The following is a 14,044-nucleotide window of genomic DNA, read 5'->3' on the forward strand; positions in this document are numbered from 1 at the left end:
CCCTTCTTCAAATATTAATGATGTGGTTTGTACAGATGTCTTGGAATACCATCCACCATAACCGGAGATACATCTCCCTGAATCAGCGGTTTAACATATGCAACAAACTCATCTGTTACATAAGTACCGTCTTCATTGACCCATTCTCTCGGCACAAGTTTTTCGTCATTTGCAATCTTGTGCACATCTTTTACTTCTGTGCTGCACTGATACGGATCATCGGAAATTCTCTTGAGCACAACCATCTTTCCGTTATCTCCCTCATCCGCCGCCTTTACTGCAGCACCGCCTACCTGAGACGCTTCCAGAATATCTACTCTGGACGCGCAGTGAGACGCGGATCTCTGCAGCGTACTCAATTCGATGGCGCGGGTCTTGCATCCGATCTCATTTGCTACATACTGTGCAAGATAAGCTGCTGTTCCAGTGAGCTGCTTATGTCCAAACGCATCTACAAAATCTACATTTGCTCCAAGTTCACAGACATATCTTCCATCTTCCAGATGGATTCCTTCGGAAACCGCTACAACAACAGAAGTTTTCTTTTTCAGCAGATCTTTGATTCTTTCCATGAAATTGTCAAGATCAAATGTCAGCTCCGGAAGATAAATCAGATCCGGTCCCGAACAGTCCTCTCCTTTCGCAAGAGCCGCCGCTCCGGTAAGCCATCCGGCATTTCTTCCCATGATCTCAACGATCGTGACAAGTCCCTTGCTGTACTCCAGACAGAAGCTGTCACGGATAATCTCTTTTACAGATGTTCCAATATATTTTGCCGCGCTTCCGTATCCCGGTGTGTGATCCGTCAGAGCAAGGTCATTGTCAATTGTTTTCGGGCATCCGATAAATCTTGTCGGATATCCCATCACAATCGCGTAGTCGGAAAGCTTTTTGATCGTATCCATGGAGTCATTTCCTCCGATATAGATAAATGCTTCAATATCCAGCTTGTCCAGAATTTCAAAGATCTTTTCATATACTTCTCTGTTTTCATGAATTTCCGGAAGTTTGTACCGGCAGGATCCCAGATATGCAGCCGGAGTTCTCTTTAAAAGCTCCGCATCAAGATCGTTTGTGATATGTTCTGACAGGTCAATGTATTTCTCCTCCATCAGCCCCTGAATTCCATGAAGCATTCCATACACTTTGTTTGCCCCTCTGTCCTTTGCCGTACGGTAAACACCAGCCAGACTTGAATTGATCGCCGCTGTCGGGCCTCCTGACTGTCCAACAATTACATTTCCTTTCATATTACTACCTCCGTATTTGTCATAATGCCAATACGTTTATTTTAGTACATTTGTATATAATTGTCTATGTTTTTTCCGTTTTTTCGTCATTTTTAAATCTCATTATAGATCAGTGTCAGTATCATCTGCGCTGTCTCTACCATATTTCTTCCGGTATCCATACTGCTTTTCTGAATGTAGCGGAATGCTTCCTCCTCCGTCATATGGTTCCGTTCCATCAGGACGTACTTGGCATTCCGGATATAGTTTTCCTCCTTTTCCGTCCGTTTTGGCTTCTTATCTTTCCGCTTTACTACCTGGCGGTCCAGATTCTGGAGCATCATGTTGACCGTATCGATAAATTCATATGCTTTCACCGGCATGGTCACGGCCACCAGCCCCGGCTGCCTTCTGTGACTGACATTCTGTGTCGTATCCAGCAGAAGCAGATCAAAATACCGTGGCAGGCAGTCCAGCAAATCGGTATAATCCATATCCGGAAGCTTCGTCCCGCTGATCACAATTCCGTGGGAAAGACGCCCGATTTCCTGAAGCGCCGCTGCCGCCGTTGATACGACAATGGTATCTCCGAAACCATGGCGCAGAAGTATTTCTTTGATTTTTCTCGCGGTTTCCTGCCGCGGAAGTGCGATGATAATACTTCCCATTTTCTTTCCCCCTGCTGTCTGTTAAAATCTGTGTAAATACTCTTTCAGCTCCCAGTCAGTGACTTCCTGTGTGTAGAGTTCCCATTCTTTTGTCTTTTCCTTTAAATAGGTTCTGACGTAGCTCTCTCCGCAGACATTTCTTAAAAATTCATCTTTTTCCAGCGCGGTCAAAGATTCCTTCAAGGTACCCGGAAGAGCCCCTGCCTTTTCATCCGCTTTCAGTGGAATCATCTTTTCCTGAATCCCGTTCAGGCCGGACGCGACAACCATCGCAATCAGAAGATACGGATTTGCCGCTCCGTCCGGCAGCGTCCACTCAATGTGCGTGTCTCCTTCTTTCCCTTTCACTACCCGGATCGGGGCACGGTAATCATTGAGGGACCAGAACAACTCGGTCGGGGCATGAAATCCCGGTTTCAATCTCTTATATGAATTGACAATCGGATTGGCGATTGCAGCCATTCCATTCATATGTGACAGAAGTCCGGCAATAAAAGAGTAGGCTTCCTGACTCAATCCGTTCTCCGCCTGAGGATCCGCAAACATGTTTTTTCCGTCCCGGAATCCGGAAATATTTAATGACAATGCGGAGCCCGGAAGATCTGTCCGCGGTTTTGGCATAAAGGTCGCATGCAGGCCGTGTCTCTGTGCAATTGTACGTACTGTGGAGCGGAACGTCACAATCTGATCCGCCACCTTCACGCCCTGTGCCTGCTTAAAATCCACCTCATGCTGCGCCGGAGCGTCTTCGTGATGGGATGACTCGATCTCAAACCCCATCTCTTCCAGCGTCAGAATCATGTCTCGTCTCGCATTTTCTCCCTGATCAAGAGGCGCCACATCCAGATAGCCCGCCTTCTCTCTCGTCCGTGTTGTAGGGTTCCCTTCTTCATCCGTCTCGAAAAGGAAAAATTCACACTCCGGGTCCAGATCAAAACTGTACCCCTGCTGCTTTGCCTTTTTCAGTACACGTCTGAGAATATATCTTGGACTCTCCGCAATATCATTCCCTTCCTGATCCATCAGATCACAGAGGAATCTTGCCACCTTTCCCTGCTGCGGCCTCCACGGCAGGATCGTAAATGTATCAATGTCCGGTTTCAGATAAACTCTGTCATATCCAAGCTCTTTCATCCCGGCAATGCTGTATCCGTCCACCATACATTTCCCCGCAAGCGCTTTCTCCATCTGGCCCGCCGTCACAGCAATATTCCGGATGGTCCCGAAAATGTCCACAAACTGCAGACGTATGAATTTTACATCTTCTTCTTCGATCATCTGAAGAATTTCCCAAGTTTCATATTTCGCCATATTGATTTCCTCCATCTTTCGACTGCCTCAATTCCCTGATGTTCTTATTATATTCCGCATCAGGACTTCAGGGCAAGAACTATGACAGATATTTTCCCTGAATTCTCTATCTGAGTTTCTCACGCAGAAGTTCCCGCGTAACTGCCGGATCCGCGTTTCCCTTCATCTTTTTCATGACCTGCCCGACAAAAAATCCGAATACCTTTTCTTTTCCTTCCCGGTACTGTGCCACAGAATCCGGATGCTCGCGGATCACTTCCTCGATGATCTGCTCCAGCACGTTTGTGTCTGCCACAGTGGACAGATGATGTGCCTCAATGTAGGCAAGCGGCTCTTCGTCGTGGTCAAAAATCTGTTCAAAAACTTCCTTTGCCCCTTTATGAGTGATCTTCTGCTCTTCTTCTACCAGGATCAACGCTGCCAGGTGGCCTGGAGAAAACTTCATCTCCTCTGGACTTTTTCCTGCTTCTTTCAGAAGCCTCATGGCGTCCTGAGTCATCCAGTTTGCAGCCTTCTTTGGCTGCGAACAGATTTTTGCCGTTTCTTCAAACAGATCTGCCATATTTCTGGACTCTGTCAGAATCCGGGCATCGTATTCCGAAAGAGAAAACTCCCGGATAAACCGTTTTTTCTTTTCTTCCCGCAGTTCCGGCTGTTCCTTTTTAAGCCGTCCGATCCATGCATCGTCAATCACGACCGGAGGAAGATCCGGATCAGGGAAATACCGGTAATCTTTAGCGTCCTCTTTGGAGCGCATCGGGAAGGAACATTCCTTATTGTCATCCCACCGCCTTGTCTCCTGAATCACTTCTTTTCCTTCTTCCAGAAGTTCAATCTGCCGTATGGTCTCCCCTTCAATTGCTCTCGCAATGGCCTTAAAGGAGTTCAGGTTCTTCATCTCTGTCCTGGTGCCGTAGCTTTCTGTCCCCGCTTCCCGAACGGACAGGTTAACATCCGCACGCATGGAGCCTTCTTCCAGCCGGCAGTCTGAAATTCCCAGATACTGAGCCATGATCCGAAGCTGTTCCAGATAGGCAATGACCTCCCGTGCATTTCGCATATCCGGTTCCGATACAATCTCAATCAGCGGCACGCCGCTTCGGTTATAGTCTACAAGGGAGCTGTCCGTCCATGGATCGTGGACCAGTTTTCCGGCATCTTCTTCCATGTGCATCTCATGAATCCGGATTCTTTTTTCTCCCTGTGCCGTATCAACCGACACATATCCGTCATAGCAGATTGGAAGATACAGCTGGGAAATCTGGTAATTCTCAGGATTGTCCGGATAAAAATAGTTTTTCCGGTCAAATTTGCAGAAAGTATGGATTTTACAGTTCATGGCAAGTCCCGCCTTCAATGCGTACTCCACGACCTTCCTGTTCAGAACCGGAAGGGAACCGGGCATTCCGGTGCACACCGGACAGGTATGGGTATTGGGCTCTCCGCCGAATGCGGTCGGACAGCCGCAGAAAATCTTTGTCCTTGTGGAAAGTTCAATATGCACTTCCAGACCAATCATGGTCTCATACTGTTTTCTCATCGTCAGATTTTCCCCCTTTTTGTTCCAGAATATGCCTTCGGAAATATGCCTCTCTCTTTTTCAAAAGCGGCTGCTGCACGGATAATCTTCTTCTCCTGCAGGCAGTCTCCAATCAGCTGAATTCCGATCGGAAGGCCCGCCTTTGACACCGTACACGGTACGGATATGGCCGGGAGGCCTGCCAGATTGACTGCCGCCGTGTAGAGATCTCCCAGATACATCTGAAGCGGATCCGAAAGGCTTTCTCCGATTTTCGGTGCAGTCTGAGGTGCTGCAGGGCCAAGCAGCACATCGTAAGCGGCAAATGCCCGGTCAAATGCCTCCTTGATGACGGCACGGGCTTTCAGTGCTTTCAGATAATATGCATCATAATAGCCCGAACTTAAAACAAAGGAGCCAAGAAAAATTCTCCGTTTCACTTCCGTTCCGAATCCTTCCGAACGGGTCATTTTGTACATCTCATGGAGCGAGTCCGCATGAGGACTCCGGTATCCATATTTGACACCGTCGAACCGGGCCAGATTGGAACTTGCCTCTGCCGAGGCAATAATATAATAAGAAGGAATGACATATTCTGTCATGCCAAGGGAGAACTCTTCCACTGATGCTCCCCGTTCTTTCAGGATCTCCATGGTCTTCTTCAAAGCATCCCGCACTTCCGGGTCAATTCCTTCGTCCAGATATTCTTTCGGAATCCCAACCTTCATTCCGCGGATATCTCCCGCAAGATCCTCCTCAAAATCCAGAGTCTCCCTCTTCAAAGAAGTACTGTCTCTTCTGTCCTGCCCGGCCAGAAGGGAAAGCATCCGTGCACAGTCCGCCACATCTTTTCCAATAGGTCCGATCTGATCCAGCGAGGATGCATATGCGATCAGACCGTACCGGGAAACAGTCCCGTAGGTCGGTTTGATTCCCGTCACTCCACAAAAGGAACTTGGCTGGCGGATGGATCCTCCGGTATCCGATCCCAGGGCAATAAAACATTCATCCGCCGCCACTGCCGCACAGGAACCCCCGGAAGAGCCGCCCGGCACATGTCCGGTATTCCACGGATTTTTTGTCACCTTCCGCGCAGAAGTCTCCGTCGTGCTTCCCATGGCAAACTCATCCATGTTGGTCTTCCCGAGAATAATGATGCCTGCCTCTTTGAGTTTTTCTACCGCACAGGCATCATAGGGTGGGTAAAAACCGCTTAAAATCCTGGATGCACACGTTGTTTCCATACCTTTTGTGCAGATATTATCCTTGACCGCTGCCGGCACTCCGGCAAATGGCCCCTGATATTTTCCGGATCGGATACCCTGCTCCACTTCCTCTGCCCGGGCAAGCGCTCCTTCCCGGTCAATCTGCAGGAATGCTCCGATCTGCGGTTCCATCCTTTCTATCTGTAACAGGGAAGCTTCCACAGCCTCCGATGGGCGGATCTCCCCTTTTTGAATCTTTCGGGCAAGCTCCCCGGCCGTCCATGTCAGATATTCTTCTCCCATACCATTCCTCCTCTATACTGTCTTCGGCACCAGATACTGCCCCTCTTTTTTCTGCGGAGCATTCTCAAGCAGTGCTTCCCACTGATCTTCCCGTTCCACAATATCCTCACGAAATACATTCTGTACCGGAAAGACATGGGACATGGGTTCCACCCCGTCCGTATCCAGCTCTTCCAGCTTTTCCATATAGGCAAGGATTTTTTTTAACTCTCCGGCTGTCTCCTGCTTTTCTTCTTCCGTGAGACTGATCTGGGAAAGGATTTCCAGATATTCCATAGTTTCATCCCAGCTGATTTTTTTCATTGCCATCTCCTTTCTACGGCTCCAGCCGTTTCAAATCTCTCGGAAACAGACAGGTCTCCCGGATATTCTCTTCCCCCAGAAGCTGCATGGTCAGCCGTTCCAGCCCGATTCCAAGCCCGCCGTGAGGCGGCATTCCATATAAAAAGGCAGAAAGATAATCTTCCAGTCCTTCTGTCGTCATCTTCTTTTCTCCGATTTTTGCGGTCAGCTTATCATAATCATGTATCCGCTGGCCTCCGGTTGTCACTTCCAGTCCTCGAAATAAAAGGTCGAAGCTCAATGTCACCTTTGGGTCCGCCGGATCATCCATCGCATAGAACGGGCGTTTTCTGGAAGGATAATGGGTGACAAAGACAAAATCCGCACCGTATGTCTCTTTAAAGTAACGGCCGATCAGTTCTTCCTCCTCCGGTTCCAGATCATACGGTGCCCGCATCGGTCTTTGGTAAACTTCCGCAACAAGCTGTTTCGCCTCATCGAACCGGACAGACGGGATCTCATCCGTCTTCGGAAGCCGGGCGCCAAGAAGATCCAGCCACGGCCGGTACTCCTGCTCCAGAAGGCGGGTCATATACTGCAAAAATCCGGTTTCCACTTCCATCACATCGGTGAAATCATCAATATAGCCCATCTCCAGATCCAGGCTGGTATATTCATTGAGATGTCGTTTTGTATTGTGTTTTTCTGCCCGGAAAACAGGTCCCGTTTCAAATACCCGGTCAAACACCCCCACCATCATCTGTTTGTACAGCTGGGGACTTTGCTCCAGTACCGCCTTTTTGTGAAAATAGTCAAGCCGGAAGAGGTTGGCTCCTCCCTCTGCTCCTTTTGCTCCGATTTTTGGCGTATGGATTTCCGTGAATCCGTTCTGAAAAAGATACTCCCGGAAAGCCCGGCAGATCCCCTCCTGAATCTTAAATTTTGCCCGCTCTCTGAGATTTCTGAGAGATAACGGCCGCACGGAGAGTTTCGCTTCCAGTGAAGTATTCAGTTTTTTTCTGGATACCGGAAGCGGGAAAGCCTTCTTCGACTCGGAAAGTTTTGTGACTTCTTCTGTCACAATTTCCAGTCCGCCGGGCGAACGTTCTTCTTTCCGAATGGTTCCTTCTGCTTTCAGGGTATCTCCTTCCCGGACCTCCCGGTACCCTTCCTTTGTTTTTCCTTCTTCACAGACAAGCTGCAGCAGGCCGTCCCGCCTCCGCAGAATGAGAAAGGTAATCTCTCCCATCCTTCTGACGGAATGGACCGCACCCTTTACTTTTACGTGCGCTCCTTCTTCCATGGCCTTTAATGCCGCAGCCGCACCGGCCGAATCCTTTGTCACACCAGTTATCTTTTCCATCCAATTCACACCCCTGTCTTTTCTATTGCTGTCAAAGCACTGAAAAAAGGCGCACTTACCGCTCATATTCCGGTAAGAACGCCCTTGTTCTTTCATATCCTGCTATTCTTTTATGATCTTCACTCCTGTCAGGAAAGATTGGTATAGCCCATCAGGGAAAGATCTACTTCCCTTGCTGCTTCCTTTCCTTCCCGGATTGCCCAGACAACGAGAGACTGTCCGCGTCTCATATCGCCTGCCGTAAACACATTCGGAACACTGGATGCAAATCCCGTATCCTCTACCGTGTTCCTGCCGGTCTTTTTGACCTGAAATGCGTCCATCACATAGTCCTCCGCCCCGGTAAACCCGGCAGCGATCAGCACCAGATCCGCCGGGATCGTCTGTTCGCTTCCCTTGACCGGAACCATATCTATCCGCCCGGTCTTCTTGTTTTTCTTCGGTTCCAGCCGGACTGTCCGGATGGCGCATACTTCCCCGGCCTCGTTTTTGATATATTCTTTTACCGTTGTCTGATAAATCCTCGGATCGTTTCCGGAAAGAGCGATCACTTCCTGCTGTCCGTAATCGGTTTTCAAAACCCTCGGCCACTCCGGCCAAGGATTATTTTCGCTCCGCTTTTCAGGCGGTTTTGGCATCATCTCAAGCTGTACCACCGATTTTGCGCTCAGGCGCACGGCCGTTCCGGCACAGTCGTTTCCGGTATCCCCTCCCCCGATAATAACAACGTTTTTATCTTTGGCAAGCTCATACGGTATCTTCGCGAAATCCGAATCCAGAAGGGTCTTTGTCACTTCTGAGAGGAAATCTACCGCAAACCGGATGCCTTTGGCATCTCTTCCCGGCGCATCGATGTCTCTTGGCCTGGAAGCTCCGCAGGCAAGGATGACACGGTCAAAGGATGCCAGAATCTCTTTTGCGTCCTGATCCCGTCCCACATCGGTATTCGTCCGGAAGACAACGCCTTCCTCCTCCATAAGCTTTCGCCTGCGCTCGATGGCTGATTTTTCGAGCTTCATATTGGGAATTCCGTACATCAGGAGCCCTCCGATCCGGTCATGCCGTTCAAATACCGTCACGCTGTGGCCTCTCCGGTTCAGAAGAAGCGCCGCCGCGAGACCTGCCGGCCCGCTTCCGATCACCGCAACCGTTTTTCCGGTCCGGATTTTCGGAGGGTGCGGCACAACAAGGCCTTCGGCAAATGCTCTGTCGATAATCGCACGCTCATTTTCTTTTGTCGCCACCGGATCTGTATTCACATTGCAGGTGCAGGCCGCCTCACACAGTGCCGGACATACCCGGGAGGTAAACTCCGGGAAACAGTTCGTCTTCTGAAGCCGTTTGTAGGCCTGCCCGTACTGCTCGTGGTATACCAGATCATTGAATTCCGGAACCAGATTATTTAACGGGCACCCGGAAGCCATCCCGTTCAGATTTCCTCCGAACTGGCAGAACGGCACGCCGCAGGCCATGCATCTCGCGCCCTGCTCTTTCTGCCTTGCAGGAGGGAGCGGTTCGTGAAATTCATGGAAATCAACAATCCGCTCTTTCGGGAGCCGTTCTTTCCCGGTCTGCCTTTCATATTCTAAAAATCCTGTCGGTTTTCCCATCGCTACTGGTTCCCTCCCATCTTTTTCTGTCCTGTACTCTCATAAAATGCTTCGATCTGGGCCTGCTCGCTTCCAAGTCCCATCTCTTCATAGTGTTTGCTCAGGACAAGCATCTTTTTATAGTCATTTGGAATGATCTTTTTAAACTTCGGAAGGTACTCATCAAAATGTTCCAGAATCATCCGGCCTTTTAAAGAACCGGTCTCCTCCACATGTTCCCGGATCATCCCTCTTAATTCTTCCGCCTCGGATTTCCACGTAATCTCCTCCATGGAAATCATGGACTTGTTGATGTTCCGGTACAGCGAATTCTCCTCATCCAGCACGTAGGCGATGCCGCCGCTCATACCTGCCGCGAAGTTCTTTCCGGTCCTGCCGATAACGGCAACCCTTCCTCCTGTCATGTACTCGCATCCGTGGTCTCCCACGCCTTCCACCACTGCTGTTGCTCCGGAGTTGCGCACACAGAACCGCTCTCCGGCCATTCCGCAGATGAATGCTTTTCCGGAAGTTGCGCCGTAAAGCGCCACATTTCCGACAATCATGTTTTCATCTGCCCGATAAGTACTTTCTTTCGGCGGATACACGGCCAGCTTCCCGCCGGAGAGTCCTTTTCCGAAGTAATCATTACTGTCCCCGGACAGGCGGATCGTAAGCCCTGCCGGAATAAATGCTCCGAAACTCTGTCCTCCGGTTCCCGTGCATTCCACTGTATACATATCTTCCTGCACCCCTTCCGGATGCCGTCTGGTAATCTCGGAACCGAACATGGTGCCGAATGTCCTGTCTGTATTTTTTACGCGGACCTCCACCCGGCCCGGTTTTTCCTTGGCAAGCTTTTCTCCAAGTTCCCTGATCAGCACCGTTTCATCCAGCGTCTTTTCCAGCCCGAAATCATACTCCCCTTTGATATTGTTTTCTCCGGTATACGGATGATCCAGGACCGCACTCAGATCAATGGTCCTGCCACGCTCGTTTTCCGGCTGTTCCTTTGCTTTTAACAGATCCGTGCGGCCTACCATTTCATCAATCGTCCGTACACCAAGTTTTGCCATATATTCCCGAAGTTCCTGTGCGATAAATTCCATGAAATGAATAACGTACTCCGGTTTCCCTTTAAAACATTTCCGCAGCTCCGGATTCTGTGTTGCCACGCCCATCGGGCAGGTATCCTGATTGCATACACGCATCATGACACACCCGAGAGTCACAAGCGGAGCCGTCGCAAATCCGAATTCTTCCGCTCCAAGAAGCGCTGCTACCGCTACGTCCCGGCCGCTCATGAGCTTTCCGTCCGTCTCGATGTGTACCCGGTTCCTCAAACCGTTTTTCAGAAGAGTCTGGTGTGCCTCCGCAAGTCCCAGCTCCCATGGAAGCCCTGCATTGTGGATGGAACTTCCCGGAGCGGCTCCGGTTCCACCGTCATATCCGGAGATCAGCACGACCTGCGCTCCCGCTTTTGCAACGCCGGCCGCAATCGTTCCAACTCCTGCCTCGGATACGAGTTTCACCGAAATTCTTGCATCCTTATTCGCATTTTTCAGATCGTAGATCAGCTGTGCCAGATCCTCGATAGAATAGATATCATGGTGAGGCGGCGGGGAAATCAGGCTCACGCCCGGTGTGGAGTACCGTGTTTTTGCAATCCACGGATACACTTTCCTTCCCGGCAGATGTCCGCCCTCTCCCGGTTTTGCCCCCTGTGCCATCTTGATCTGGATCTCGTCGGCGCTCACCAGATACCGGCTCGTCACGCCGAATCTTCCGCTTGCCACCTGTTTGATGGCAGAGCACCGGTTCTCCTTTGTTCCCTTGGTCAGGAGACGTTCCGGCGACTCTCCTCCTTCCCCGCTGTTGGACTTTCCATGGATCGCATTCATAGCAAGGGCCAGTGCCTCATGTGCCTCCTGGGAAATGGAACCGTAGGACATAGCGCCGGTCTTGAACCGTTTCACAATGGATTCGACGCTTTCCACTTCCTCGATCGGGACGCCGTTTTCCGGATAGTTGAACTCCATCAGACTTCGCAGATACCCGGTTTTCTCCTTGTCAATCTTCCCGGTATATTCCTTAAACATCTGGTAATCATTCTGCCATACCGACTGCTGAAGCAGGTGGATCGTCTCCGGATTGTACCGGTGATGTTCTCCCTGGCTTCGGAAACTGTGGCGTCCGATGCTCTCCAGTGTCAGGTCCGTATCCAGCCCCAGCGGATCAAATGCCTGACTGTGGAGCCGTTCCACATCTTCTTCGATTTCCTTCATGGTGATGCCTCCCACCCGGCTGACGGTATGGGTAAAATATTTGTCGATCACTTCTTTGGAGATTCCCACAGCCTCAAAAATCTGGGATCCCTGATAAGACTGGATTGTGGAAATTCCCATCTTGGAAGCGATCTTGACAATTCCATTCAAAATTGCCTGATCGTAATCGTAAACTGCCGCATAATAATCTTTTTCCAGAAGTCCGTTTTCAATCATCTCCCGTATGGTCTCATGCGCCAGATACGGGTTCACCGCGCTTGCGCCGTATCCGAGAAGCGTCGCAAAATGATGGACTTCTCTTGGCTCTGCAGACTCCAGAATGATCGGCATGGACGTACTCTTTTTCGTCCGCACGAGATAATGGTGCACTGCGGAAACCGCCAGAAGCGACGGAATCGCCACATGGTTTTCGTCCACGCCCCGGTCTGTCAAAATCAGGATTGTAGCCCCGTCCTTATAGGCACGGTCCACTTCAATAAAAAGACGGTCCAGCGCCTTTTCCATCGGCATGTTCTTAAAACAGATGATGGAAACTTCCGCCGGGCAGAATCCCGGTTTTTTCATATCCTTGATCTTCAGAAGATCCGTGTCGGAAAGAATCGGATTGTTGACTTTCAGAACCTGACAGTTTTCCGGCTGCTCTTTTAAGATGTTTCCTTCTTTTCCGATGTACACGCTTGTAGATGTCACAATCTCCTCCCGGACCGCATCGATCGGAGGGTTCGTCACCTGCGCAAACCGCTGTTTAAAATAATAGAACAACGGCTGATGCTCTTTTGAAAGCACTGCAAGCGGGGTATCCACTCCCATCGCCGCGATGCCTTCCGCACCGTTTAATGCCATGGTCCGGATGGAATCATGATATTCCTCATAAGAATATCCGAAGGCCTTTCTGAGCTTTGCACATTCTTCCGTTGTATACTGCTCCACCTTCCTGTTCGGAATCTTCAGATCCTTCAGCTCCACCATATGCTGATCCAGCCATTCGCCGTACGGCTGTCTCTTCGCATAGTATTCTTTCAGCTCATCATCGTTGATGATCCTTTGTCCGATTGTATCCACCACCAGCATTTTCCCCGGATGAATTCTTCCTTTCTCCAGGATCTGGTCCTCCCGGATATCCTCTAACACACCGACCTCGGAGGCCAGATAAAGGTGATGGTCTTTTGTAATATAGTATCTCGAAGGGCGGAGACCGTTCCGGTCCAGTACTGCGCCGAGAATGTCTCCGTCACTGAACATGACCGATGCCGGACCGTCCCACGGTTCCATCATGGTCGCATAATACTGATAGAAATCTTTCTTCGCCTGTGTCAGTGTATCATTGTTTGCCCATGGCTCCGGGATGACAGACATGACCGCAAGAGGCAGATCCATACCATTCATCACAAGAAATTCCAGCGCATTATCCAGCATCGCGGAATCAGAACCGCTCCGGTCCACTACCGGCAGAATCTTGTGAAGCTTGCCCTCAAAATACGGGGAGGACATGTTTTCCTCTCTTGCCAGCATCTTATCCGCATTGCCCTGAATGGTATTAATTTCTCCGTTATGCACAATAAACCGATATGGATGGGCCCTCTGCCAGCTCGGCTCCGTATTGGTGCTGAACCGGGAGTGTACCAGTGCAATCGAGGACTGATACCGCTCATCCTGCAGATCCGTGAAAAAGGTGCGAAGCTGTCCTACGAGAAACATCCCTTTGTACACGATCGTCCTGCTGGAAAGAGAGACCACATAGGTTTCTGTTGTGCTCTGCTCAAACTCTCTCCTTACAACGTAAAGCCTGCGGTCAAAGTCCAGCCCCTTTTCTACATCCTCCGGCTTTGCCACGAATCCCTGCATAATTTTCGGCATGCAGTCTTTTGCTTTCTTTCCGAGTACTTCCGGGCAGACCGGGACTTCCCGCCACCCAAGAAAGGTAAGTCCTTCTTTTTTCACGATGGTCTCAAACATTTTCCGGGCCTGGTTTCTCCTTAGTTCATTCTGCGGGAAGAAAAACATCCCGATTCCGTACTCCCGTTCTTCCCCGATATCGATCTGTGCTTTTTTACATGCTTCGCGGAAAAAAGAATGGGAAATCTGAAGCAGAATTCCGACTCCGTCTCCGGTCTTTCCTTCTGCGTCTTTCCCCGCCCGGTGTTCAAGATTTTCCACAATCTCAAGCGCCTGGCTGACTACCCGGTGTGTCTTTTTTCCCTTTATATTTACGACTGCGCCGATTCCGCAGTTATCGTGCTCCAGCATCGGGCAGTACAATCCTTGTTTTCCTTTCATCTGATTCTTCCTT

9 protein-coding genes are annotated in these 14,044 nt (G+C 50.1%); all 9 read right to left on the minus strand.

What is annotated here, in order from left to right:
* Positions 1–14 precede the first annotated feature (14 nt).
* A complete protein-coding gene (locus B5E64_RS08700; protein ID WP_087168131.1) occupies positions 15–1,250 on the minus strand; it encodes a 6-phosphofructokinase in 1,236 nt (411 codons plus the stop codon).
* A gap of 92 nt (positions 1,251–1,342) precedes the next feature.
* Complete coding sequence (locus tag B5E64_RS08705; RefSeq protein WP_087168132.1) at positions 1,343–1,897, minus strand: ANTAR domain-containing protein; 555 nt, start codon at positions 1,895–1,897, stop codon at positions 1,343–1,345.
* A gap of 21 nt (positions 1,898–1,918) precedes the next feature.
* Positions 1,919–3,208: a glutamine synthetase family protein gene (locus B5E64_RS08710; RefSeq protein ID WP_087168133.1), complete on the minus strand. Its 1,290-nt coding sequence runs from the start codon at positions 3,206–3,208 to the stop codon at positions 1,919–1,921.
* Positions 3,209–3,314: 106 nt separating this feature from the next.
* Positions 3,315–4,748 carry an Asp-tRNA(Asn)/Glu-tRNA(Gln) amidotransferase subunit GatB gene (gene gatB, locus B5E64_RS08715; RefSeq protein WP_087168134.1) on the minus strand — a complete coding sequence of 478 codons (1,434 nt, stop codon included), beginning with the start codon at positions 4,746–4,748 and terminating at the stop codon, positions 3,315–3,317.
* A gap of 2 nt (positions 4,749–4,750) precedes the next feature.
* Positions 4,751–6,235 (minus strand): Asp-tRNA(Asn)/Glu-tRNA(Gln) amidotransferase subunit GatA, encoded by a 1,485-nt coding sequence (gatA, locus tag B5E64_RS08720; protein WP_087168135.1) that lies wholly within the window; start codon positions 6,233–6,235, stop codon positions 4,751–4,753.
* Positions 6,236–6,247: 12 nt separating this feature from the next.
* The gene (gene gatC, locus B5E64_RS08725) at positions 6,248–6,538 is read right to left on the minus strand and encodes an Asp-tRNA(Asn)/Glu-tRNA(Gln) amidotransferase subunit GatC (protein WP_087168136.1); all 291 of its coding nucleotides are present in this window, start codon (positions 6,536–6,538) and stop codon (positions 6,248–6,250) included.
* Positions 6,539–6,551: 13 nt separating this feature from the next.
* Positions 6,552–7,880, minus strand: coding sequence for an aspartate--tRNA(Asn) ligase (gene aspS / locus B5E64_RS08730; protein ID WP_087168177.1), 1,329 nt, complete (start codon positions 7,878–7,880; stop codon positions 6,552–6,554).
* Between the two features lie 128 nt (positions 7,881–8,008).
* Positions 8,009–9,490 carry a glutamate synthase subunit beta gene (locus tag B5E64_RS08735; protein ID WP_087168137.1) on the minus strand — a complete coding sequence of 494 codons (1,482 nt, stop codon included), beginning with the start codon at positions 9,488–9,490 and terminating at the stop codon, positions 8,009–8,011.
* A 2-nt stretch (positions 9,491–9,492) separates the two neighbouring features.
* Positions 9,493–14,031 carry a glutamate synthase large subunit gene (gene gltB, locus B5E64_RS08740; RefSeq protein WP_087168138.1) on the minus strand — a complete coding sequence of 1,513 codons (4,539 nt, stop codon included), beginning with the start codon at positions 14,029–14,031 and terminating at the stop codon, positions 9,493–9,495.
* Positions 14,032–14,044 lie beyond the last annotated feature (13 nt).

This window comes from Drancourtella sp. An12 (assembly GCF_002160935.1).
Classification (GTDB): domain Bacteria; phylum Bacillota; class Clostridia; order Lachnospirales; family Lachnospiraceae; genus Sellimonas; species Sellimonas catena.